Raw genomic sequence first — 22299 nt, 5'->3', positions numbered from 1 at the left:
ACAGGTCCGTCAGCCTGACGAGAGCTTGCCCATCGGCCCTGTTCGGCGGAGCATAACGGGGTGGTCGAGCTCCTGACCGAGCAAACCGTGCTCGGCATCATCGCGACGCTCGCCGTGCTCGGGCTGTTTGTGCTGCTGTGCCGGGCTCGGCGGGTCAGCACGTCGGTGGACGAAGCCGTCGCCGACGCGCTGCACCGCATGTCCAAGGCCGCGCCGGACCTGCGGGACGGGTTGACCCCCGACGCCGCTGACAAGGCGTGCAAGAACCTGGTCGAGCTGCTCAAGTGCGTGGCGGTCGGCATGACCGACGAGCGCGGCGCCCTGCTGTCCTGGGACGGCGACGCCAACGAGCACTACGTCGACCTCCAGGACGCGATCGTCAAGGCGATCAGCGGTGAACGCAAGGAGTTCGTCGAGCACGACGAACTCGAGTGCACCGACAAGAGCAACTGCAAGATGCGCCAGGCGGTGATCGTGCCGCTGATCGTGGAGTCCCGCACCCGCGGCGCGCTGATCATCGTGGGCGGCGTCGGCAGCAAGCGGCTCTACCGGATGTCCCAGGAAGTCGCCCGGTTCGTCTGCACCGAGCTGGAGCTGGGCGAGCTCCAGGAGTCCCGGCAGCGGCTGGCCCAGGCCGAGGTCAAGGCGCTGCGGGCGCAGATATCGCCGCACTTCGTCTACAACGCGCTCAACGCCATCGGCTCGCTGGTCCGCACCGACCCCGAGCACGCCCGCGAGCTGCTGCAGGAGTTCGCCGAGTTCACCCGCTACTCCTTCCGCGCCAACGGCCTGTTCACCACGCTGGCCGAAGAGCTGCGCAACATCGACCGGTACCTGACCATCCAGCGGGCCCGCTACAACGAGCGGCTGTCCGTGCGGCTGCGCATCTCGCCCGAGGTGCTCAACGTGGTCGTGCCGTTCCTGGTGCTCCAGCCGCTGGTGGAGAACGCCGTGCAGCACGGGCTGGCCAACAAGCCCGGCGGCGGCACGGTCACCATCATCGCCCAGGACAACGGCAGCGAGGCGCTGATCAGCGTCGAGGACGACGGCGTCGGCATGGACGCCGACCTGCTGCTCGACGACCTCAAGGACGCCCACAAGTCCGGCGCGCACGTCGGCATCGGCAACATCAACCACCGGATGCGCACGGTCTTCGGCGAGGACTACGCGCTGATGGTGGAGACCGCCCCGGATGCCGGCATGAAGGTCACCATGCGGGTGCCCAAGTTCAGCCCGGGCGTGCGACCGGTGCTGGCCGTGGTGCCCGACGACGGGGCCGACGACGGTCCCGGCCCGGACGAGCGGCGGGCCCGCCTAAGCCCGGTCCGCTGACAGTGAACCCCGCTGAACAGTGAACCCCGCTGAACACTGAACCCCGCTGAACACTGAACCCCGCTGAACACTGTTCACGCGTAGATTCGAGCCCATGAGCGCCCCGGAGAAGCTGGCCGACAAACTGGCCGCCAAGCTGCCCATCATCGGCGACCGGATGGACCGGTCCCCGGTGGTCGCGGTGGTGCGGCTGCACGGCGTCATCACGCCGACGCCCTCGCCGGTCGGCCGCGGCTCGATCAGCCTGAACACCGTGGAGGGCGCGCTGTCCAAGGCGTTCGGCCACGATCGGCTGCTGGCGGTCGCGCTGGCGATCAACTCCCCGGGCGGCTCGCCCACCCAGTCCGCGCTGGTCGGCGAGCGGATCCGGCAGCTCGCGGCCAAGAAGAACGTGCCCGTGCTGGCGTTCTGCGAGGACGTCGCCGCCTCCGGCGGCTACTGGCTGGCCTGCGCCGCCGACGAGATCTACGCCCACCGCACCTCCATGGTCGGCTCCATCGGCGTGATCACCGCCGGCTTCGGCCTGACCGGCCTGCTGGAGCGCTTCGGTGTCGAGCGCCGGGTCTACACGGCCGGCCAGAACAAGCACCGGCTCGACCCGTTCAGCCCGGTCAAGGACGAGGACGTGGCCTGGCTCAAGGGCCTGCAGGGCGAGCTGCACAGCGAGTTCACCGACTGGGTGAAGCAGCGCCGCGGCGACAAGCTGGCCGACAACCCGGACCTGTTCACCGGCGAGGTGTGGACCGGGGCCAAGGCCCTCGAACTGGGCCTGGTCGACGGGCTGGGCTCGCTGCGGGAGGTCATCGGCAAGCGGTTCCCCCAGGCCGAGATCGCCATCGCCGAATCGCGCAAGCCGCTGCTGGCCCGGCTGGGCATCGCCGGCGGCAGCGGCGCCCTGTTCGGCACCGCGGGCGAGCGGGTGCTGTCCGCGATCGAGGCCGTCGAGCAGCGCGCCACCTGGTCCCGATTCGGGCTCTGAACCGCCCCGTGCCCCGGCCACGTACATCACCGCGCGTGGCCAGGGACACGTCCGTGTGGTGGGGCCGGCTTCACCCGAATCGAACGGTGGTCGAAGATGGACACACCCACCGGTCGATCGGCAAGATTGCGCGGCACAGTGAGCATTCAGGACACCACCCCCGGTCTCCTCGTGTTGGCCGTCGATGACGAGGCGCACGGGCTGGACGAACTGGCCTACCTGCTCAGGGAGAACCGGCAGGTCAGCCAGGTCATCACCGCCTTCGACGCGGCCGAGGCGCTGCGGGTCATCCGGGGCAGCGTGCCCGAGACCAAGGCACGGCTGGAGCGCGGGCTGTGCCCCGTCGACGCGGTGTTCGCCGACATCTCCATGCCGGGCCTGTCCGGGCTGGAGCTGGCCCAGGTCATCAACGCGTTCCACGACAAGCCGCAGCTGGTGTTCGTGACGGGCCTGTCCGAGGAGGCGGTCACCGCCTTCGAGCTCGGCGCGCTGGACTACATCGTGAAGCCGCCGCAGCAGGCCCGGGTGGACATGGCCATCGACCGGGTGGCCAAGTTCCGGATGCTCAGCGCGGCCCCGGCGGCCCCGGTCGGCGGCCTGGTCGAGCAGCAGAACGACGACGAGGTGATCCCGGTCGAACTGGCCGGCACCACCAAGCTGGTGCCCCGCTCGACCGTGCGCTACGTGGAGGCCCAGGGCGACTACGCCCGGCTGCACACCGCGGAGGGCAGCCACCTGGTCCGCATCCCGCTGGCCCAGCTGGAGGAACGCTGGGCCGACGCCGGCTTCATCCGCATCCACCGCTCCTTCCTGGTGTCGCTGCCGCTGGTCACCGAGCTGCGCATGGGCTCGTCCGGCTACACCGTGGTGGTCGGGGCCGGCGCCGACGAGAAGGAGCTGCCGGTCAGCCGCCGGCACACCCGTGAGCTCAAGGACCGGCTGGTCCGACAGCCCAAGCACGGCTGGGGCACCGGCACATGACCGGCGACCGGACGCCCGAGAAGCCCTCGGCCGAGCTGGTACCGGTCGAGCGGCAGCCGTCACCGGTCCGCAAGCCACCCCGGCGCAAGAAGGTCGTGCTGGCCGAGGCCAAGGGCTCGAAGGCGGTCGCGCGCACCATCGTCGAGCTCGAGGAGCAGACCAGCGTCGGCGAGCACCTGGTGCGCAGCCTGGTCTGGGCCCAGTTCCGCACCTCGTTCTGGATGGCCGTGCTGCTCATCTTCTCGCTGGCCAGCCTGCCGCTGCTGTTCTTCCTGTTCCCGGAGTTCGGCGACCTGACGGTGTTCGGCATCCGGTTGTCCTGGGTGCTGCTCGGGGCGCTGCCGTATCCGCTGCTCTACGGCCTGGGCGTGTGGTACGTGCGGCGGGCCGAACGGCACGAGCGCGACTTCGTCAGCATGGTCGACCACTGAGATGGGCATCAACGCACTGGCCTGCGTGAGTATCGCCATCATCGTGCTCGGCACGTTCTACCTGGGCTATCACGGCTCCCGCACGGCCAACACCACCCGAGACTTCCTGGTCGCCCGCCGTCGGGTGTCGGTGCACCAGAACGCCGCCGCCATCGCGGGCGAGTTCCTGTCCGCGGCCTCGTTCATCGGCATCGTCGGCCTGGTGCTCAAGAACGGGCCGGACGAGCTCTGGTACGCCATCGGCTTCACCGCCGGCTACCTGGCGCTGCTGCTGTTCGTGGCGGCCCCGCTGCGCCGTTCCGGGGCGTACACGCTGCCCGACTTCGTGGAGGCCCGGCTCGGCTCCCGCGGCCTGCGCGGCGTCGCCGCCGTGATCACCGTGGCCATCGGCTACATCTACCTGATCCCGCAGCTGCAAGGGGCCGGGCTGACGCTCAATACCGTGCTGCCGTGGGCGCCGGGCTGGCTCGGCGTGGTTGTCGTGACGATCGTGGTCGTGGTCAACGTGCTCAGCGGCGGCATGCGGGCCATCACCCTGGTCCAGGCGTTCCAGTACTGGGTGAAGCTGTTCGCGATCAGCGTGCCGGCGTTCGTGCTGTGCGTGGTGTTCGCCGGCGGCGGGTCGCCCGACGGGCAGCAGAGCCTGACCACACCGGGCCCGCCGATGTTCACCCAGGACACCACCGTGACCCTGGACCAGGCGGTGAAGCTGGAGGTCGCGCAGCCCATGCGGCTGCCGGACGTGCACGGCTGGGTCAACGGCATCCGGGCCGACGGGCCGGCCTTCTGGAACGCCGGCCAGCAGCAGGTCGGGGCCAAGACGCAGCTGACATTCAAGGCCGGCACGCTGGTGCCGACCATCACCAGTTCCGTGCAGGACAACGCCGACTGGCTGCGGCCGCAGTCCGGCGGGCTGCCGGAGCTGTTCGACAGCTACTCCCTGATCTTCGCCACGTTCCTGGGCATCCTCGGCCTGCCGCACGTGCTGGCCCGCTTCTACACCAACCCCGACGGCCGGTCGGCTCGTCGCACCACGCTGCACGTGCTGCTGCTGCTGGGCACCTTTTACCTGTTCCCGGCTTTACTGGGCGCGCTGTCCCGCATCTACGAGCCGCAGCTGCTGGTCACCGGCAAGACCGACGCGGCCGTGCTGCTGCTGCCGCAGGCGATGCTGCCCGGTCTGGCCGGGCAGGTGCTCGGCGCGGTGGTGGCCGCCGGCGCGTTCGCAGCGTTCATGTCCACCTCGTCCGGGCTGCTGGTCAGCCTGGCCGGCGTGGTCTCCACCGACGTCTCCCGCGGCCGGGTCCGGGACTTCCGCTGGTCGACCGTGCTGGTGGTGCTCGCCCCGCTGGTGGCCGCGCTGCTGCTGCGCAGCAACGACGTGTCGCTCGGCGTGGGCATGGCGCTGGCCATGGCCGCCTCGACTTTCTGCCCGGTGCTCATGCTCGGCATCTGGTGGCGGGGCCTGACCTGGGTCGGCGCCGGGGTCGGCATGGTGCTCGGCGGCAGCCTGGTCGCGCTGGCCCTGATCACCAACATCGTCAGCGGCTACACCGGCAACTGGGCGCCCGCCGTGGTGACGCAGCCGGCGCTGGTCACCGTGCCGATCGCGTTCCTCACCATGATCATCGTGAGCAAGGCGACCAGCCGGCGGCGGCCCGAGGACGTCAACCGGATCATGCTCCGGCTGCACGCCCCCGACCCGCTCGGCTTCACCCGCGACCGGGACGTGCTGCGCTTCGGCGAGGGCCAGACCGACGGCCGGCACCGCAAGCTGGCCATCCGGTCCCGGTTGCGGTCGCGGCGCTCCTCCTCGCCGGCCTGACCGCCGTGCGCAACCCGTTCGGGGGACGGAGCGTCCCCACAGGTGTGGCAAGACGTGACGACGGCTTCGCCGACTTCTTCACCAGCCGGTTCGACGGCGCGCGGCGCATGGCCCACGCGCTGTGCGGCAACTGGCTGGAGGCCGAGGAGATCGCCCAGACCGCGTTCGTGAGCATGTACGCGCGCTGGAACAAGGTCCGCATCGAGAGCGCTGACGCGTACCTGCACACCGTGCTGACCAGGGCCTTCCTCGACACAAAACGACGCGGCCGCAAGCGCGAGCAGGTGATGGCCGAGCCGCCCGACGTCGTCGTCGAGCAGGACACCTCCAGCGTCGAGGACCGGCCGTCGCTGCTCAAGGCCCTCCAGGAAGTGCCGGCACGGCAGCGGGCCGTGCTGGTGCTGCGGTTCGTCGAGGACCTGTCCGTCGAGGAGGTCGCCGACGCGCTCGGCTGCACCACCGGCACGGTCAAGAGCCAGACGGCCCGCGGCCTGGCCACCCTGCGCAAGGCGTACGGTGCGGTGACCGGCTTGTTGCAGGCGGCGAGGTGAGCAGCGTGGACGCCGAGGACGAGGAGCTGCTCGCCCAGCTGCGCGCCGAGGCCCACAGCCAGGAGCCGCCGCCCGTGCACACCATGCTCGACGACGTCGTGCGGCGCGGCCGCCGCCGGCTGCGCGCCCGCCGCATGGGGGCCACCCTCGGCGTGGTCGCCGTCGTGGCCGGCGTCGGCGTCGCCACCTCCGTGCTGCGCGACAACCTGCCCGGCAGCGGTCTCACCGCCGACCACCTGAGTGCCGCGTCGTCCGTGAGCACCTCGCCCACGCTGTCCGGGTGGGCGATTCCCCCACAGGTCACGTCCACGCGGGCCGACAGCACCGACTGCTCCAACGGCGTCAGCGTGCCCGGCGAGCCCAAGGCCGACCCCGTCGACATCGACCACCTGAACAAGGTGCTGCTGACGTCGCTGCGGGACATCGCGCCGAAGGCCACCTCCAAGATCACCCGGTCCACCGCCGTCAACAAGCCCGCCACTGGCGACGCCACCCTCGGCAGCACCTGGGCCGACGTCGTCGACTCCGGTGGCGGCGGCAGCGTCTACATCGAGGTGCACGGCTTCAGCGGCACGCCGACCCAGGCCGCCGACAACGAGCAGTTCGTCAACGGCGTCTGCACCCCGCCGCAGCGCAAGACCCTCGCCGACGGCACCGTCATGCAGCTCTACGGGGAGCTCAAGTACGACCCCGGGCACCCGTCGCAGGCGCTGCGCGTCTACACGCCCGCGCACCGGCTGTACGTGGTCACCTCCGAGGGCTTCGCCAGCCCCGACTGGACCCAGGTCGCCAACGCCGAACCCGGCACCCTGGCCGTGCCCGAGGGCGCCGGCCGGCATTCGCTGCCGCTGACCGAGGACCAGCTCACCGCCATCGGCGAACGCGTCGCCGCGCTCGGCTGAGGTGGGGTTCACGCCTGTCCCACGCCGTCGCGTGGCAGCATTCGGGGCATGATGCCGCAGGAGGTGCCGACCACGTCGGTCGACCAGGTGCCCGTCGACGCCGTGCTGCTCGATGTCCGGGAGGACGACGAGTGGGAGGCCGGGCACGCGCCGCAGGCCATCCACATCCCGCTCGGGCAGCTGGCCGAGCGCGTCGGCGAGGTTCCCCAGGACGGCGACGTGTACGTCGTGTGCCGGATGGGCGGCCGGTCGGCTCGCGCCACCGTGTTCCTCAACCAGAACGGCTGGGACGCCGTCAACGTCGACGGTGGCATGCAGGCCTGGCACATCTCCGGGCTGCCGCTGGTCGCCGCCGAGGGCGTCGTTCCCGAGGTGATCTGACGATGGCCGGGCGGTGGCAGTGGGTGGCGACCCCGCCGCCGCAGGCCGGCGCGCCTCGAAGCGTCGTGCGGCGGCCGCTGCCCTACACCGGGCCGCCCTCCTACCCTGTGCCCCCTCGGTGGGGGTTCCCCCAGCTCAGCTGGCGCTGGCCCGTGTCGCTCGGCCGCCGGGCGACGCCCAAGCCCCTCGACCAGCCGCGCATGCTGTCCCGCAACCTTGTCGCCACCCTGTGGGTCACCACCGCCGCCCTCGGCGTCGCCGCTGTCGGCGAGGGCTGGCGGTACGTGCTGCTCATCCTCAGCCGTGGCGGGGCGCTGTCCCGCAGCGTCGTCGCATTCTCCGACGCCCTCGTCGTCACCGCCGGCGTCGTCTCCGGGCTCGCCGCCGTGGCCTCCTTGGTGCTGGCCGTCCTGTGGGTTCTGCGGGCCCGTGACGTCGCCGCAACCGTCACCGGTCAGCGGCCCTCGCGGCCGCTGCGCGACGTGCTCATCGGCCTTCTCGTGCCCGGCCTCAACCTGGCCGTCGCCGGCTCCATCCTCGCCGAGCTCGAACACGCCGCCGCCCGCAAGTCGGTAACCGAACGCCCCCGCCCCTCGCGGTTGCTCCGCCTCTGGTGGATCTCCTGGGTCGTCGGCGAGGTCCTCTTCGCCGTCGTCTGGCTCCTCATGCTCTTCGGCACCAGCGTCCAGGCCCTGGCCAACGGCGTCGAGCTACACCTGGTCGCCGACCTCGTCGCCGCCTTCGTCGCCGCCACCGGGGCCCTGTTCGTCACCCGCATCACGCTGCTGCTGGAGCCGGTGGACCTGGCCACCGTCTCCCGCCTCCGGGTGCTCAAGGTCGTCGACGCCCCCGAGCCCCCGCTCCGCGCCACCCGCCCGGTCGGCTCACCGCGCTAGGTGTACTTGGCCGGGTGGCCTGCGATGGCGGTGTGGATGCGGGCAGACAGCTCCACACCACCCCGGGAGGTCTTTCGGTACCAAGATCAGTCAGACCGTGTCGTCACACAACCAACGTCCCCGGTCGATACAACTAGGCCCGAAACTGCACCGCCCACCACTCCCGGGGGGCGTGCCCAGGCCCATCCTATCGCCGCAAGATCGATTTCGGGGCGGCGAGCCGGGTGCCTGTGGACAACTCGAAGCCTGTGGACAACCGCGAATCAGCTGGTCAGGCATAGTGAGCTGAGTCCGCGGATGACGAACTCGGCCCGCCGCACGGGTTCCGCGGCGAGCTCCAGTTTGGGCAGGCGCTTGGTCAGGGCGGTCAGCGTCGCCCCCACCTCGATGCGGGCCAGCGGAGCGCCGACGCAGTAGTGGATGCCGGCCCCGAAGCCCAGGTGGGGGTTGGGGGAGCGGCCGATGTCCAGCGTGTCGGGCTGGGCGAAGACCTGCGGGTCCCGCGCGGCGGCGCCGAGCAGGGCGGCGATCTTGTCGCCGGGGCGCAGGGTGATGCCAGCGATCTCCACCTCGGTGGTGGCGGTTCTCTCGAACAGCTGGAGCGGCGAGTCGAAGCGGATGAGCTCCTCGACGGCGGTGGCGGCCAGGCCGGGGTCGTCGACCAGCCGCTGCCACTGGTCGCGGTGCTGGAGCAGCGCGTAGACGCCGTTGCCGATCACGTTGACGGTGGCCTCGTGCCCGGCCATCAGCAGCAGCACGGCGGTGGCGACCAGCTCGTCTTCGGTCAGCTTGCCGCCGTCGGCGTCGGTCTCGGCGACGAGGTCGCTGACCAGGTCGTTGCCGGGCAGCTTGCGCCGCAGGCCGATCAGCTCACGCAGGTAGCCGACGAACTCGCCGGCGGCCTGCTCGGCCCGCGCCCGCTGCTCGTCGGGCAGCCCGAACTCGTACATCTTGACGATGGCGTTCGACCACGGTTGCAGCAGCGCCCGGTCCTCGACCGGCACGCCGAGCAGCTCGGCGATCACCTCCACCGGCAGCGGAGCGGCCACCAGTTCCAGCAGGTCGGCCTGGCCGTCGGCGTCGATGCGGGCAGCGACCTCGTCCACCAGCTGGGCGGCCAGCTCGCCCACCCACGGCCGCAGCCGCTCGATGTGGCCGCGGCCGAACGCGCCGGACACCAGCCGCCGCAGCCGGGTGTGCGTGGGCGGCTCGTTCTCCAGCAGCGAGTTGCGGTGCAGCAGGTTGAACGCGGCGAACGCGTCCACCGGCTTGGCGTCCGACCAGATCCGGCCGAGGCCCCGATGCCGCAGCACGGCGGCGGACGCGGCGTGCGAGAGCGTGACCGGCAGCCCGAAGTCGGCGTGCTGGTGCACCTCGCCCTCGGCCCGCATCGCGGCGAACACGGGATAGGGATCCGCGATGAACGCCGGGTCCTTGGGGTCGAACGTCGTCATGGTGACCGACGGTAATTCGCTCACCCATCCGTGGTCCAGCGTTGCCCTGGTCACCGCCCGTTCACCCGATTGCCGCATGATGCGGACGTGACACCCGAGATCGTCGCGCACCGCGGCGCGTCCCAGCACCGTGCCGAGCACACCAGGGCCGCCTACGAGCTCGCCCTCCAGCAGGGCGCGGACGGCCTCGAGTGCGACATCCGCCTGACCAGGGACGGCCACCTGGTGTGCGTGCACGACCGCACGGTCAACCGCACCTCCTCCGGCCGCGGCGTGGTCAGCACCCTCACCCTGGCCCGGCTCAGCGAACTGGACTTCGGCCAGTGGCACCACGAGCTGCCCGACTCGGCCGACGACCTGGTGCACGAGCCGCTGGCGCAGCCATCGGCCGGCCAGCACGAGCGCGGCCTGCTCACCCTGGAGGACCTGCTGGGCCTGCTCAAGGACGGCCCGCCGCACGTGAAGCTGTTCATCGAGACCAAGCACCCGGTCCGCTACACCGGGCTGGTCGAGGCCAAGATGCTCGCCCTCCTGCGCCGGCACGGCCTGAGCACGCCGGTCAGCAAGGAGGAGTCCCGCATCGTCATGATGTCGTTCTCCCGGCTGGCGGTGCGCCGGGTCCGCCAGCACGCGCCCCGGCTGCCGACGGTGCTGCTCTTCGACCGTTTCCTGCCCGGCCTGCGTGGCGGAGCGTTGCCGGACTGGGCCGACATCACCGGTCCGGGCGTACACCTTCTGCGTGAGGATCCCGACTACGTCGCCCGCAGCGCCGAGCAGGGCCACGACACCTACGTCTGGACCGTCGACGACGCCGCCGACATCGACCTGTGCCGCCGCACGGGCGTGCGCTACCTCGCCACCAACACCCCCGCGAACACCCGTCGCCACCTGGAGTCCGGACCGTCGGCTACGGTCGCCCAGTCCCTACCCGGGGAGTGACCCGGGCCCCACTGCGAGGAGGAACCGTGTCCAGGCGGACGGCTGTCAAGCGCGCGGCGAGGACAACGGCCACAGCCGACGGGATCAACCCGCGGCAGGCGTGTCCGTGTGGCTCGGGCAAGCGGTACAAGGCGTGCCACGGCATGGCCGGTGGACCGACGGACGTGATGGTGGCCCGTCCGTTCGAGGGCCTGGCCGCCGAGCCTGAGCTGATCGCGCTGCGCGAGTTCGTGCCGTCCGCGACCGCGCCGCTCACGCTGGCCGAGCCGCATGACCGGGCTGTCACGCTGGCCACCGTGCTGCCGATGGCGGCGGCCGCGCTGGTCCGCTCCGACGGCTCCGCGTTTGTCGGGCTCCAGGTGCAGACCCGCTCCGGCGACCTGTCCCGCGACCTGGCCCGGGCGATCCGCTGGGTACTGACCGCCGAGCCGGGCGACGCGCTGCCGGTCGTCGGCGTCGACGACGGGTCCGAGCCGGGCCGGCTCCAGGACGTCCTCAAGGCCGACGAGCCGCTGCAGCCGACCCTGCACGACAACTTCTCCTGGTGGCTGCCCGAGGACACCCAGCCGACCGGCGACGTCGCGCTCTCCCTGGAGCGCGCCAACGCCGCGATCATGCCCAGCGCCCGGCTCACCGGCGACGGCCTCAACGCCGCGTACTGGGTGGACGCGGGCGACAAGGCGCACCTGCGCTGGGTGCGGCCGGAGCCGGAGGAGCAGCTGCTCAAGGCGATGGCCCGGCTGGCCGCCCGCGAGGAGCTGCACCTCGGTGAGGGCTCCCGTTACGCCGGCTCGTTCCGGGCGCACGGTCTGCTGGTGCCGGTCTGGGACCTCGACACCGAGCTGCACGTACGCGAGTGGGAGCCGGGCGCGGAGGCGCTCGGCAGCCGGCTCGCCGCGGCACTGGCTGTGGACAGCCAGCTCACCGACGCCGAACGGCGGGCGCTCGACGGTCTGCGCGGACGCCAGGTCACACTGCGCTGAAAGCCTTTGTCAACAGTGACGGCAGGTTGTCCACAGCGGATAACGGCTGTCCACAGGAGGATGTGGATAACTCGTGATCTTGCATATCTGCTCGCGGGACGAGTGGGACGCGGCCGAGCAGGAGGGCGCCCTGGTGCCCGCCTCGCTGGACGAGGTCGGCTTTGTGCACTGCTCCGATCTCGGCACCGTGAGCATCCCGGCCAACGCGGTGTTCGCCGGCCGGGACGACCTGGTGCTGCTGGTCGTCGACCCGGCCGCGCTGGACGCCCCGGTCCGCTGGGAGGCCGGCGTGCCCCCGCACCCGGACGGCATCTGGTTCCCGCACGTGTACGGGCCGATCAACGTCGAAGCCGTGGCGGCCGCGGTGGAGTTCCCGCCCTCGGCCGACGGGAAGTTCCAGTTGCCCAAGGAGTTGGCCGAACTGTGACCTGCTGACGCCGCAACCTCCGTCCCCCTCGCGCGACCTCTAATCAGTTGGTCACAGGGGAGGGGATCACGACGTGGGCGCACCACTGAGCGTTGTGGGGGCGGAGAGCAGCGGTTCGTGGACGGTCGTGCCGGCGCGGCGGGAGGCCAGGACCAGCACCGCGGCGGCGGACAGCGATTTCGCCGAATTCGTCAAGACGGCCCTGCCGGGCCTGCTGAGATACGGGCACGCGCTGACCGGCAATCCGCATGACGCGGCCGATCTCGTGCAGACCGTGTTGGAGAAGGTCGGTTCGCGGTGGATGGGCCGCCGCCCGTTCTGCGACGAGCCGCTGGCCTACGTGCGCAAGGCGATGGCTAACGCGCACGTCAGCCACTGGCGGCGGACCCGCCGCGAGAACCTGGTGGCCGAACTGCCCGACAACGCCGTCGAGCAGTTCGACCGGCTGGACAACGAGCCGCTGTGGCAGGCTCTGCGAGGGTTGCCGCCGAGGCAACGTGCGGTCATCGTGTTGCGTTACTACGAGGGGTTGTCCGAGGCGGAGATCGCCGAGGCGCTCAGCATCAGCAAGGGGACGGTGAAGAGCCAGGCGAGCAAGGCGCTGGTCACGCTGCGATTGAGCCTGGAGGGGAGGTGACCCGGTGGACCTCGACGACGAGCTGCGCAAGCTCTTCGCCGACGACCGCCTGGAAGTGCGCGTGCGGCCCGAGGCCGACCGCGCCATCGTCACCGGGGCTAGGCGGATCCGGCGTCGGCGGGCCGGTGTGGTCTTCGGTGGCGGCATGCTCTCCGTGGTGGCGATGCTGGTCGCCGGCACCGCGTTCGGGGTCGGCGGCGACGCGCCGCACCAGATCCCGCTGGCCATCACGGCCGACAGCTCGGCGCCGGTAAGCACCACGACCCCGCCGCCGGCGACGACCAGCACGACCGCCGCCGCGCCGACCACCGCAGTCGAGTCGGTCGCCCCCACCACCGCTCGGCTGTCGACCACCAAGCCGCCGCCGACCACCACGACATCCATGCCGCCATCGACGACCAAGGCCAAGCCGCCGGTGGGGGCCCTGCTGTTCGGACCTACGACTGTCAACGGGCTGCGTCTGGGCATGACCGTCGGCGAGGCCATCGCCACCGGTCTCGTCCAGTCCACCCCCGGACCCGTCGACTACGCCGGCTGCCAGGGCTACAAGTGGTCCGGGCGAGCTCCGTTCGGGGACTACTACTCACTGCTGTTCTCGCCGAAGTACGGGCTGGTGCGGATCGGCGGCATCGCCGAGGCGGAGACGCCGGAGGGCATCTACGCCGGCTCCACCGACGCCGACGTCCGGGCCGCCTACCCGACGCAGTCCAAGTCCCACATCGGCGACGACTGGGTGACGCCGGTGCCCGGCAACGCGACCGAGCACTACTGGTTCATTCTCTCCGACCACGTCGTCACGGAACTGCGGCTGGAGCTGGCCACCCAGGACTGCTACCAGTAGCGGGACCGCGGGCCGGCCGCGTGACGCCGCCGGCCACCGCCGTTCCCGCTGCTCAGACCGTTCCGCCGGCCACCCTCGGCGCGGTCGGGTCCGTGCCCTCGGCGCCGACGCTCTCGCGGCTGAGGAAGTCCTCGATGTGGAACACGTTCGTGCCGGCGCGGTCCACCGTGTGCAGCAGGGTCGACATGGAGGCGACCTCCTCGACCTGCTCCTTGAGGAACCACTGCATGAACTGCTCGCCGAGGTAGTCGCCCTCGTCGCGGGCCGCGCGGGCCAGCGTGGTGATCTCCTCGGTGACCGTGCGCTCCTGTTGCAGGGCCAGCTCCACCGGTTCGCGCACGTTCTCGAAGTCGTTGCGGACCTCGCCGACGCCCGGGATGGCCACGCGCACGTCGTTGTCCAGCAGGTACTGGACGATCATCATCGCGTGATTGCGCTCCTCGAGCGACTGGCGGTAGAAGTGCGCGGCCAGCCGGGGCAGGTCCTGGTCGTCGAACCAGACCGCGATCGCGACGTACTGCTGGGCGGCCGTGAACTCGTTGCGGATCTGCTGCTTGAGCAACTCGTGGAACTTGGTGGCGGTGTTCGGGGACATGTCAAGAACGGTACCTCGAACGGCCCATGACAAATCGGTAGCCGAGCCGGTTGTCCCCCGCCCTGGTGAGGTCCTGTGGACAACCTGGGGATAGTTGTGGACAACCTGGTGACAGCCGGTGGACAGCAATCGTGCCCAGATCGTGAAAACCCCGGTGAGCTGCGCCTTTGGACGCTTCCACACCGGGGCTCGCTGTGCACGGCGGTTACCCACCGGCTGTGGACAACTCAGGCCGGAGCCCCCGCGTTCACCCGGTCGAACAGCATCAGGGCGCCCAGCGGCCGCCCCGTCAGCCGGGTCAGCTCCGGGTGCAGCCGGTCCACCAGCTCCGCCGGCAGGGCCAGCGTGTCCGGCCGGACCGTCACGATCCTCGGCAGGCCCAGCACCACGTCGTCCCACTCCACGTCCTGCGAGCTGCCCGACCGGTCCACCACGAAGCCCACCGTGTTGGCCGCGTCCTCGCTGAACAGCTCGACGATGCCTGCCACCAGCTGCTGCTGCTCCACAGTGGACAGGCCGTCCAGGTCGAACTCCTGCGCCACCACGTCCTCGCCCACCCGGCGGAACCGGCAGTACAGGGCCGTCTCCTCGTCCAGCCAGTACTCCACGTCCACCGCCGCGCAGTCCGTCAGCGCCAGCCGCTGCAACAGGCCCGCCCGCTGCTGCTGCGGATCGGACAGCGTCAGCCCCAGTGACTCGATCCTGGCGACCGTCCGGTCGGCCCGAGCGGCCGACCAGCCGTTCTCGTACCAGTGGATGAAACCGCTCACCCGATGGCTCCTCGTTCTCTCGGCGGCCGTGCCGCCATGTTTACCCCTTCACCCCATCGAGGGTTCACCGCGGGGGAGCCCAGTCGTGGTCCCTGCTGCTAGTTTCGGTACAGAGCCAGCGGCCCTAGGGCGCGCTTGGAAGTGGACCCGGGTGACCCGCCGGACGACGGGAGCCCGGGTTTCGCGTTCCGATCACCCGATTGTGGTGCGGCTTCAGGCGGTCGACGACTGGTATCCTGGCAATGAAGCCGGGCGGTCTGCGGACGCGTCCGGAAGTGGACCCGGGTATCCCGCGTTGTCGTGGGCACCCGGGTTTCGCGCTATTCGGGCACGTGACGGACCTCGATGACGTGCGCCGCGCAGAGAATGTCCCACGGCTCGGGTTCGTCGTGATGTTGCGCTGCTATGTAGGCGCCCGCGATGAAGTCCGCGACCCACAGGCCGGGGTCGGCATCCTTCACCTTGTGGTCGACCGGCATGGCCGCGTCGATTCGGTGCGACCGCCGAAGGCGATCGCGCACACGCCGGTCGTGCCGATCGCCGGCTTGGCGCGATTCCACGACTACACGCGTCGCCCCCTCTGTGTGTTGAAGATGGGGAAGCAGCTCGACGAGCAGCTTGGCCCTTGCTTGCTCCTGCCGGTTCCGATCGGTTGGCGTGATCAGGAAGATCGTGCCGATCAACGGCAGCGGGGCCAGCGCTTCGGCGATCTTGACCCGGCGGTCGTGGGTCTCGTCGTAGTGATGGAGCCAGCGCTGTCTGGGCAAGAGCAGCCCGGTCGTTGTCTCGGACACGAGTGCGTGGTCGGCCGTCGCTGTCAAGACGGCCGCCAACCCGTAGAGCCGGCGGCCGTCAGGCAACCGTGTGCCGGTCTCGTCGATGTGCGCGTAGATCCCCACCTGGTCCCCTTGCTGGTCAACCGGCAAGCGTAGACCTCTGAAATCGACAACACGTTCGAGTGAAAGCGCTCACGTCCCAGGAAACTCTTACTCGGATTAGCTCTTAATAAGAGGTACATTCGGAGGGTGATCGCTGATGAGCTGATGGCCACGGTGATGGGGCTGAAGCGGGTGGTGCGACGCCGGTTGCAGGCGCGGCAGCCGGGGCCGAGGTTGCGGGGGGCGCAGACGGAGCTGCTGCGGGTGGTGCGGCTGAGCCCGGGGATCGGGGTGGCGGCGGCGGCCAAGGAGCTGCATCTGGCCGGCAACACGGTGAGCACGCTGGTGAATCAGCTGATCGACAAGGAGCTGCTGCGCCGGGAGACGGACCCGAACGACCGGCGGGCGGCGCGGCTGTATCTGACGCCGGCGGCGGTCAAGCGGCAGGCGGCGTGGCGGGCGGAGCGCACGAAGCTGGTGGCGGGGGCGCTCCGGGAGCTGGACGAGGACGAGGTGGCGGCGATCGAGAACGCCCTGCCGGCGCTGCGAAAGCTGCTGGCCGAGCTGGGCGAGGAAGGGGCGGGCGCATGACGGAGCTGGCGGTCAGCTGCACGGATGTCCGGCACGCCTTCGGCGACACGGTGGCGGTGGACGGCGTGGACTTGGACGTCCGCGCGGGCGAGGTGTTCGGCCTGCTGGGGCCGAACGGCGCGGGCAAGACGACGACGATCCGGATGATCACCACACTGCTGCCCTCGCCGCCGGGCCGGATCACGGTGTTCGGCCGGGACGTGGCCCGCGGCACGATGGCCGTGCGTCGGCTGATCGGCTATGTGCCGCAACAACTCTCGGCCGATGCCACGCTGACCGGCCGGGAGAACGTGGCGCTGTTCGCGCGGCTGTTCGACGTGCCGCGCCGGGAGCGGGTGTCCAAAGTGGACGCGTCGCTGGACTCGGTCGGGCTGCTGGACGTCGCGGATCGGCAGGCGGGCACGTACTCGGGCGGCATGATCCGCCGGCTGGAGCTGGCGCAGGCCCTGGTCAGCGCGCCCCGGCTGCTGGTGCTGGACGAGCCGACCATCGGCCTCGACCCGATCGGCCGCGCGGGCGTCTGGGAACGGATCCAGCAGGTGCGCGAGGAGACCGGCATGACGGTGCTGGTGACCACGCACTACATGGACGAAGCGGACGAGTTCTGCGACCGGATCGCGTTGATGCACAAGGGAAAGCTCACCGACATGGGCACGCCGGCCGAGCTGCGGGCGGCGCTGGGCCCGGACGCGACGCTGGACGACGTGTTCCGCGTCAGCACCGGCGGCGACCTGGACGGCGAGGCGGCCAAGGGCATGCGGGAGATCCGCGCGACCAGGCGAACGGCCCGGCGCCTTGGCTAGCTGCGCCGAATTCGAAGGGAGGCGGGCATGACCGCCGCGACCACTGAACGGCCGGCCGGCGCGAGCGGCCCGGCGCTGCCGGTGTTGCTGCTCAACCGGATCGGCACGATGTGCCTGATCGAGCTGCAGAAGCTGCGGCATGACCGGACCGAGCTGATCACCAGGGCGATCCAGCCGGCCCTGTGGCTGCTGATCTTCGGCGAGACCTTCACCCGGCTGCGGGTGATCCCGACCGGCAACCTGCCGTACCTGGACTATCTGGCGCCGGGCATCCTGGCCCAGTCGGCGCTGTTCGTGTCGATCTTCTACGGCATCCAGATCATCTGGGAGCGCGACGCGGGCGTGCTGTCGAAGCTGATGGTGACGCCGACGCCGAGGTCGGCGCTGATCGCCGGCAAGGCGTTCGCGGCCGGCATCAGGGCCATCGCGCAGGCGGTGGTGGTGCTGGTGCTGTCGGCGATCCTGGGTGTGTCGCTGACGGCGAATCCGCTGAAACTGCTGGGTGTTCTGGTCGTGGTGGTGTTGGGGTCGGCGTTCTTCTGCTGCCTGTCGATCACGATCGCGGGCATCGTGATGAGCCGCGAAAGGCTGATGGGCATCGGCCAGGCGATCACGATGCCGCTGTTCTTCGCCTCGAACGCGCTGTATCCGGTGGACCTGATGCCGGGGTGGCTCCAGGTGCTCAACCACGTGAACCCGCTGAGCTACGAGGTGGACGCGTTGCGGGGCCTGCTGTTGGGCACACCGGCGTCGCTGCCGCTGGACTTCGCGGTGCTGGTGGGCACGGCGGTGCTGGGCATCGCGGTGGCCTCGGCGCTGTTGCCCCGGCTCGCCCGCTGAGGACGAACCGGGACAGCATCGGGATCAGCGTCCCCAGCCGGGACCCCAGCCGCCCTCGATCTGCCGGCTGCGCTGGAGCAGCGCCATGCCGCCGTACGGGTAGTCGACCGGCACCTCGCTCGCGGTGTTCAGCCGCTCCATCTCCTTGTCGGACAGGACGAGGTCGGCCGCGGCCATGTTGTCGGCGAACTGCTCCTGCGTGCGGGCGCCGATGATCACGGAGGTGACCTGTGGCCGGCCCTTCACCCAGGCCAGCGCCACCTGGGCGGCGCTGATCTCACGCTCGGCGGCGATCGCCCGCACGGTCTCGATCACGTCCCAGGTCCGCTGCGCGGCGTTGCGCTGCGCGAAGAAGCTCCGCGATCCGGCGTTGGCCAGTCGGGTGTCGGCCGGTGCGTCGGCGTCCCGCTGGTACTTGCCGGTCAGCACCCCGCCGGCCAGCGGCGACCAGGGCAGCAGGCCCAGGTCGGTGGACTCACACGCGGGCACGATCTCCCACTCGATCTCCCGGCTGAGCAGGTTGTACTGCGGCTGAAGCGTGACCGGCTTGACGAAGCCGCGAGCCTCGGCCACGTCGACGGCCTTCTGCACCTGCCAGCCCAGGAAGTTGGACAGGCCGTAGTAGCGGATCTTGCCGGTCCGCACCGCGTTGTCCAGGAACTCCAGCGTCTCGGCGATCGGAGTGTGCGGGTCCCAGGCGTGCACCTGGTACAGGTCGATCGATTCGACACCGAGCCGGCGCAGTGACGCGGTGAGCGCCTGGTCCAGGTGCCGGCGGGACAGCCCGACCGCGTTCGGGTCGCTCGCGTCGGTCGGGAACCGGCCCTTGGTCGCGATCACCACCCGGTCGGTGACCTCGTTCGGCCGCGACGCCAGCCACTTGCCGACGATCGTCTCCGAGACGCCGCCGGAGTACACGTCCGCCGTGTCGATCAGCGTCCCACCCTCGGCCGCGAACGCGTCGAGCTGCGCGAACGAGCCGTCCTCGTCGGTCTCGCGACCGAAGGTCATGGTGCCGAGCGCGAGCGCGGACACCGAGCAGCCGCTACCGCCGAGCTTTCGATACTCCACAATGGACTCCCACCAGTGGCGTGAATGGCTTGCTTTTCCATCCTGCCCCTGGAGTTACTCCATTCGTGCGTATTTTTTTCTTACAGCGAATCCCGCAGCACCGGGCAGGACATGCAGCGTGGGCCGCCGCGACCCGAGCCCAGCTCGGATCCGCTGATCCGCAGCACCTCGATACCGGCGTCCTCCAAGCGGGCGTTGGTTTCGACATTTCGCTCGTATGCGACGACAACGCCGGGCGCGACGGCCAGTGTGTTGTTGCCGTCGTCCCACTGCTCGCGTTCCGCGGTCACGGCGTCGAGGCCGGTGTCGATCACACGCAGCCGGTCGATGCCCATCGCGGCCGCCGCGGCGGACAGGAACGGCGACGGACCGTCCACGGTGACGCCGCCGGCGCCGTCGGGCCGCAGCGTGAAGGCGGACAGCGAGTCGCGGATGGCGGGGTACATCACCACGGCGTCCCGGTCGACCATGGTGCACACGGTGTCCAGGTGCATGGTGGCGCGCTCCTGGGCGATCGGCACGGCCAGCACGGTGTGCGCGAGCCCGTCCAGGAAGACCGAGCGGGCGAAGGACTCGGCGCCGGCCGGCGTGGTGCGCTCGCCAACCCCGATGGCCAGCACGCCCTGCGACAGCAGCAGCACGTCGCCGCCCTCCAGCGGGGCGGAGTGCGCGCCGTAGGCACGGGAGGTCTTGGCGAACCGCGGGTGGTAGGCGTAGATCAGGTCGGTGATCGACGACTCGCGGCGGCGGGCCGGCATCACCAGCGACGACACGGCCACCCGGTCGGAGACCCAGGCCGAGGAGTCGCGGGTGAACAGCAGGTTGGGCAGCGGCGCGATGGCGAAGTCGTGCGGCTGGTGCATGTGCCGCACCAGTGACGCGCCCTCGCTGGCCGGCAGCTCCTCGAAGGTCATGCCGGCCATCAGCACGGTGGCCAGCTCCGGCGGGGCCAGCGTGGACAGGTGCGACCGGAGCGCGTCGGCCAGGTCGATGCCGAGCTCCCGCTCCTCCACGGCGGCGTAGACGCCGGCCGCCCGGGCCCGCTGGTCCTCCAGCGCGGTCCGCAGCAGGTCGGCCAACAGCAGCACCTCGACGCCGCGCGAGCGCAGCGTCTCGGCGAACGCGTCGTGCTCCTCCTGGGCCCGGCCGACCCAGGGGATGCCGTCGAACAGCAGCTGGTCGTTGTTGCGCGGGGTCAGCCGCTTCAGTTCCAGGCCGGGCCGGTGCAGCAGCACCGTGCGCAGCGGCCCGACCTCGCTGTCGACCCGAGGCGTCGGCGTGAAGTCCGTGGCAGAACTGATGTCTGAGGTCACAGCCCCGAGGGTAACCACGCGACAGTGGATTTGTCGCCCCTCAACCGGGTGTGACGGCGATTTCAGAAACAGAACGACGGTCCAAGCAGCTATCTGTTAAACAAATCAAGCTCGCGACCATCGATCTGTTGTTGGCTACAGCCCGGGTATGAGGCCCTTCAGCAGCGCGTAGCCGACGAACGAGACGATGTCGAGGATGGTGTGGGCGATCACCAGCGCCCACAGCCGGTTGAACCGCTGCCAGACCCGGCCGAACACCAGTCCGAGCACGATGTTGCCGAGGAAGCCGCCGAAGCCCTGGTACAGGTGGTACGACCCGCGCAGCACGGCCGCGGTGACCAGGGACGTGTTCTCGCCCCAGCCGAACTTGCGCAGCCGCGTGATCAGATAGCCGACGACCAGCGACTCCTCGGCCCACGCGTTGCCGAACGCGGACAGGATCAGCACCGGCACCCGCCACCAGGTGTCGCCCAGCGCGGACGGCACCACGTTCAGGTTGATGCCGATCGCCCTGGTCAGGAAGTAGAAGCCCAGCCCGGGAATGCCGATCAGCGCGGCCAGCCCGCAGCCGGCGAGCAGGTCCTTGCCCGGCCGCGTGCGGTCCAGCCCGACCAGCCGGGGCCCAATGCCCGCCCGCCACAGCAGGTACGCCCCGAGCCCGCCCCAGGCCAGCAGTTGCAGCACGCCGGCCAGCTGCGCGAGCAGGTCGAGCAGGCTGACGGTGGCCTGCTGCACGTTCAGCGCCACGCTCTGCTGGTTCAGCGGCTTGGGCTGGAGCAGCGCGTTGAGCAGCGAGATCAGGCTGCGCAGCCCGGACAGGCCGAGCGTCGCGCTGAAGACGATCAGCAGCTCCCACGTGTAGCCACGCCGCTCCGCCGGATCCGTGATCGGATCGTCCACGACCCGCGCCGGGGCCAGCCAGCTGCGCAAAGTGCTCGCCATGTGTGCCGACGCTACTGGCCCTCTGCCACCTGGTCGCGAGGCCCCGCCGATGCTTAATCCGGCAAGGGCAAGGCATCGGCCCACAAGGGGCCGAGCCCCGCGCGGAACGCGCGGCATAAGCACAGTGGTACCGGTTAGCCCCGCTGGACCTGTGTCAAGAACGGGCAGCCCATCAGGCGGCGCAGCTCGCCGGACAGCTCCTTCGGCGTGGACACCGGGTGCGCGAAGGCGATCCGCACGTCGTGATCGCCCTCGACGGCCTCGACCCGCAGGCGCAGGCCGAGCCGGTCCAGGCCGAGGGGGCGGACGTGACCGCCGCGCAGGTGCTCGGGCAGGTGCCGGCTGAGCAGTTCGACGACGTCCCGGTGGGACAGCTCGAGATGGCGCAGCCACTGGTCTTCGTGCTGGCAGAACGGATCGGGCTCGGCCTCGCCGAACTCGCTGGGCCGCACGGAGCTGGTGCCCTCGGCGTCGGCGACGACCATGGAGGCGGGCATGAGGCGCAGCACGGAAGCGCCATGGCCGGCGTCGAGCAGCCGCGGGTCGGGCTTGGCCTCGACGACCTCCAGCACCGCCGCCCGTGCCTCTTCGCCGTCGAGAACCCGCAGCCAGCCGGTGACCCAGAGCAGCCCGCGCACCGGCTCCCGCAGCGGCACCGGCGCGGTGTCGGCGAGTTCGAGCATGCCGGTGAGCTCGCCGCGCGGGGCCTGTAGGGACAGCTCGACCAGCGGGTCGTTGTCCCGGAACAGGAGCGTGGCGACCCCGTTCGCGTGCACGTGGTGCAGCATCGGCACTGTGCGGGACGCCGAGGCGGTCGCCTCGTCGGCACCGGGCAGCACGGCCGCCCGACCACCCCGCGCGGCGATCGTCCGGGCCCGCTCCGCCGCGGTGGGCGCCGGCGGCCGATACGTTGCCTGGCTCATCGCTCACCTCCAAG

The 22299-nt window shown here is 70.7% G+C and carries 25 protein-coding genes; 17 read left to right on the top strand and 8 right to left on the bottom strand.

Annotated elements, in window-relative coordinates; genetic code table 11:
* Window positions 1-60 precede the first annotated feature (60 nt).
* The 9 genes from JJ691_RS38355 to JJ691_RS38315 all read left to right on the top strand — a co-directional run bounded on the left by JJ691_RS38355 (window position 61) and on the right by JJ691_RS38315 (window position 8278).
* A complete protein-coding gene (locus JJ691_RS38355) occupies window positions 61-1332 on the top strand; it encodes a sensor histidine kinase (RefSeq protein WP_211764397.1) in 1272 nt (423 codons plus the stop codon).
* Window positions 1333-1426: 94 nt separating this feature from the next.
* On the top strand, window positions 1427-2311 hold the full coding sequence (locus JJ691_RS38350) for a S49 family peptidase (RefSeq protein ID WP_211764396.1): 885 nt from the start codon (window positions 1427-1429) through the stop codon (window positions 2309-2311).
* Between the two features lie 96 nt (window positions 2312-2407).
* Window positions 2408-3292 (top strand): LytR/AlgR family response regulator transcription factor, encoded by an 885-nt coding sequence (locus JJ691_RS38345; protein ID WP_211764395.1) that lies wholly within the window; start codon window positions 2408-2410, stop codon window positions 3290-3292.
* Window positions 3289-3723, top strand: coding sequence for a hypothetical protein (locus JJ691_RS38340; RefSeq protein ID WP_249227281.1), 435 nt, complete (start codon window positions 3289-3291; stop codon window positions 3721-3723). Before JJ691_RS38345 ends, JJ691_RS38340 begins: the two co-directional genes overlap by 4 nt.
* A gap of 1 nt (window position 3724) precedes the next feature.
* Entirely contained in the window at window positions 3725-5548 is a 1824-nt protein-coding gene (locus JJ691_RS38335) for a sodium/solute symporter (protein WP_211764394.1), read from the top strand.
* A 44-nt stretch (window positions 5549-5592) separates the two neighbouring features.
* A complete protein-coding gene (locus tag JJ691_RS38330) occupies window positions 5593-6099 on the top strand; it encodes a SigE family RNA polymerase sigma factor (protein ID WP_211764393.1) in 507 nt (168 codons plus the stop codon).
* A 5-nt stretch (window positions 6100-6104) separates the two neighbouring features.
* Window positions 6105-7001, top strand: coding sequence for a hypothetical protein (locus JJ691_RS38325; protein WP_211764392.1), 897 nt, complete (start codon window positions 6105-6107; stop codon window positions 6999-7001).
* A 48-nt stretch (window positions 7002-7049) separates the two neighbouring features.
* Window positions 7050-7382, top strand: coding sequence for a rhodanese-like domain-containing protein (locus JJ691_RS38320; RefSeq protein WP_211764391.1), 333 nt, complete (start codon window positions 7050-7052; stop codon window positions 7380-7382).
* A 2-nt stretch (window positions 7383-7384) separates the two neighbouring features.
* Window positions 7385-8278, top strand: coding sequence for a DUF4328 domain-containing protein (locus tag JJ691_RS38315; protein ID WP_211764390.1), 894 nt, complete (start codon window positions 7385-7387; stop codon window positions 8276-8278).
* A gap of 263 nt (window positions 8279-8541) precedes the next feature.
* Here the strand turns inward: JJ691_RS38315 and JJ691_RS38310 are convergent, their stop codons facing one another.
* Window positions 8542-9732, bottom strand: coding sequence for a cytochrome P450 (locus tag JJ691_RS38310; RefSeq protein WP_211764389.1), 1191 nt, complete (start codon window positions 9730-9732; stop codon window positions 8542-8544).
* A gap of 87 nt (window positions 9733-9819) precedes the next feature.
* On the opposite strand from JJ691_RS38310, the gene JJ691_RS38305 reads away from it, so the two are divergent.
* The 5 genes from JJ691_RS38305 (at window position 9820) to JJ691_RS38285 (ending at window position 13559) form a co-directional block, all read left to right on the top strand.
* Window positions 9820-10671 carry a glycerophosphodiester phosphodiesterase family protein gene (locus JJ691_RS38305; RefSeq protein WP_211764388.1) on the top strand — a complete coding sequence of 284 codons (852 nt, stop codon included), beginning with the start codon at window positions 9820-9822 and terminating at the stop codon, window positions 10669-10671.
* Window positions 10672-10697: 26 nt separating this feature from the next.
* Window positions 10698-11654, top strand: a complete 957-nt coding sequence (locus JJ691_RS38300; protein ID WP_211764387.1) for a DUF5926 family protein — start codon at window positions 10698-10700, stop codon at window positions 11652-11654.
* Window positions 11655-11727: 73 nt separating this feature from the next.
* A complete protein-coding gene (locus JJ691_RS38295) occupies window positions 11728-12081 on the top strand; it encodes a DUF952 domain-containing protein (protein ID WP_211764386.1) in 354 nt (117 codons plus the stop codon).
* Window positions 12082-12208: 127 nt separating this feature from the next.
* The gene (locus JJ691_RS38290; RefSeq protein ID WP_211771973.1) at window positions 12209-12718 is read left to right on the top strand and encodes a SigE family RNA polymerase sigma factor; all 510 of its coding nucleotides are present in this window, start codon (window positions 12209-12211) and stop codon (window positions 12716-12718) included.
* Window positions 12719-12722: 4 nt separating this feature from the next.
* Window positions 12723-13559 (top strand): hypothetical protein, encoded by an 837-nt coding sequence (locus JJ691_RS38285; protein WP_211764385.1) that lies wholly within the window; start codon window positions 12723-12725, stop codon window positions 13557-13559.
* Between the two features lie 52 nt (window positions 13560-13611).
* On the opposite strand, the gene JJ691_RS38280 is transcribed toward JJ691_RS38285, so the two are convergent.
* The 3 genes from JJ691_RS38280 to JJ691_RS38270 all read right to left on the bottom strand — a co-directional run bounded on the left by JJ691_RS38280 (window position 13612) and on the right by JJ691_RS38270 (window position 15823).
* Window positions 13612-14154 (bottom strand): ferritin, encoded by a 543-nt coding sequence (locus JJ691_RS38280; protein ID WP_211764384.1) that lies wholly within the window; start codon window positions 14152-14154, stop codon window positions 13612-13614.
* Between the two features lie 227 nt (window positions 14155-14381).
* Window positions 14382-14924, bottom strand: coding sequence for a hypothetical protein (locus JJ691_RS38275; protein ID WP_211764383.1), 543 nt, complete (start codon window positions 14922-14924; stop codon window positions 14382-14384).
* 320 nt (window positions 14925-15244) lie between these two features.
* Window positions 15245-15823, bottom strand: coding sequence for a hypothetical protein (locus tag JJ691_RS38270; RefSeq protein ID WP_211764382.1), 579 nt, complete (start codon window positions 15821-15823; stop codon window positions 15245-15247).
* 126 nt (window positions 15824-15949) lie between these two features.
* On the opposite strand from JJ691_RS38270, the gene JJ691_RS38265 reads away from it, so the two are divergent.
* From JJ691_RS38265 to JJ691_RS38255, 3 genes are read left to right on the top strand one after another with little or no spacing between them, the layout of a single operon-like run.
* Window positions 15950-16393 (top strand): MarR family winged helix-turn-helix transcriptional regulator, encoded by a 444-nt coding sequence (locus JJ691_RS38265; protein WP_249227280.1) that lies wholly within the window; start codon window positions 15950-15952, stop codon window positions 16391-16393.
* Window positions 16390-17196 (top strand): ABC transporter ATP-binding protein, encoded by an 807-nt coding sequence (locus JJ691_RS38260; RefSeq protein ID WP_211764381.1) that lies wholly within the window; start codon window positions 16390-16392, stop codon window positions 17194-17196. Before JJ691_RS38265 ends, JJ691_RS38260 begins: the two co-directional genes overlap by 4 nt.
* A gap of 27 nt (window positions 17197-17223) precedes the next feature.
* Window positions 17224-18036: an ABC transporter permease gene (locus JJ691_RS38255; RefSeq protein ID WP_211764380.1), complete on the top strand. Its 813-nt coding sequence runs from the start codon at window positions 17224-17226 to the stop codon at window positions 18034-18036.
* Between the two features lie 24 nt (window positions 18037-18060).
* Here JJ691_RS38255 and JJ691_RS38250 read toward each other — a convergent pair whose 3' ends face one another.
* The 4 genes from JJ691_RS38250 to JJ691_RS38235 all read right to left on the bottom strand — a co-directional run bounded on the left by JJ691_RS38250 (window position 18061) and on the right by JJ691_RS38235 (window position 22285).
* Window positions 18061-19107, bottom strand: coding sequence for an aldo/keto reductase (locus JJ691_RS38250; protein ID WP_211764379.1), 1047 nt, complete (start codon window positions 19105-19107; stop codon window positions 18061-18063).
* Window positions 19108-19187: 80 nt separating this feature from the next.
* The gene (locus JJ691_RS38245) at window positions 19188-20420 is read right to left on the bottom strand and encodes an arginine deiminase (protein ID WP_249227279.1); all 1233 of its coding nucleotides are present in this window, start codon (window positions 20418-20420) and stop codon (window positions 19188-19190) included.
* 135 nt (window positions 20421-20555) lie between these two features.
* Window positions 20556-21362 (bottom strand): CPBP family intramembrane glutamic endopeptidase, encoded by an 807-nt coding sequence (locus JJ691_RS38240; protein ID WP_211764378.1) that lies wholly within the window; start codon window positions 21360-21362, stop codon window positions 20556-20558.
* A 134-nt stretch (window positions 21363-21496) separates the two neighbouring features.
* Window positions 21497-22285: a DUF2470 domain-containing protein gene (locus JJ691_RS38235; protein ID WP_211764377.1), complete on the bottom strand. Its 789-nt coding sequence runs from the start codon at window positions 22283-22285 to the stop codon at window positions 21497-21499.
* Window positions 22286-22299 lie beyond the last annotated feature (14 nt).

The sequence above is a fragment of the Kutzneria sp. CA-103260 genome, assembly GCF_018263855.1.
Taxonomy (GTDB): Bacteria; Actinomycetota; Actinomycetes; order Mycobacteriales; family Pseudonocardiaceae; genus Kutzneria.
The sequence above is the reverse complement of the archived record's forward strand: the minus strand, read 5'-3'. Positions and strand labels throughout refer to the sequence as shown.

What these genes read in the sequence shown, in the direction of transcription:
- JJ691_RS38255 (WP_211764380.1), top strand. Translation starts at nt 17,224, where the DNA reads ATGACCGCCGCGACCACTGAACGGCCGGCCGGCGCGAGCGGCCCGGCG.
- JJ691_RS38335 (WP_211764394.1), top strand. Translation starts at nt 3,725, where the DNA reads ATGGGCATCAACGCACTGGCCTGCGTGAGTATCGCCATCATCGTGCTC.
- JJ691_RS38310 (WP_211764389.1), bottom strand. Translation starts at nt 9,732, where the DNA reads ATGACGACGTTCGACCCCAAGGACCCGGCGTTCATCGCGGATCCCTAT.
- JJ691_RS38235 (WP_211764377.1), bottom strand. Translation starts at nt 22,285, where the DNA reads ATGAGCCAGGCAACGTATCGGCCGCCGGCGCCCACCGCGGCGGAGCGG.
- JJ691_RS38350 (WP_211764396.1), top strand. Translation starts at nt 1,427, where the DNA reads ATGAGCGCCCCGGAGAAGCTGGCCGACAAACTGGCCGCCAAGCTGCCC.
- JJ691_RS38320 (WP_211764391.1), top strand. Translation starts at nt 7,050, where the DNA reads ATGATGCCGCAGGAGGTGCCGACCACGTCGGTCGACCAGGTGCCCGTC.
- JJ691_RS38315 (WP_211764390.1), top strand. Translation starts at nt 7,385, where the DNA reads ATGGCCGGGCGGTGGCAGTGGGTGGCGACCCCGCCGCCGCAGGCCGGC.
- JJ691_RS38260 (WP_211764381.1), top strand. Translation starts at nt 16,390, where the DNA reads ATGACGGAGCTGGCGGTCAGCTGCACGGATGTCCGGCACGCCTTCGGC.
- JJ691_RS38240 (WP_211764378.1), bottom strand. Translation starts at nt 21,362, where the DNA reads ATGGCGAGCACTTTGCGCAGCTGGCTGGCCCCGGCGCGGGTCGTGGAC.
- JJ691_RS38280 (WP_211764384.1), bottom strand. Translation starts at nt 14,154, where the DNA reads ATGTCCCCGAACACCGCCACCAAGTTCCACGAGTTGCTCAAGCAGCAG.
- JJ691_RS38340 (WP_249227281.1), top strand. Translation starts at nt 3,289, where the DNA reads ATGACCGGCGACCGGACGCCCGAGAAGCCCTCGGCCGAGCTGGTACCG.
- JJ691_RS38345 (WP_211764395.1), top strand. Translation starts at nt 2,408, where the DNA reads ATGGACACACCCACCGGTCGATCGGCAAGATTGCGCGGCACAGTGAGC.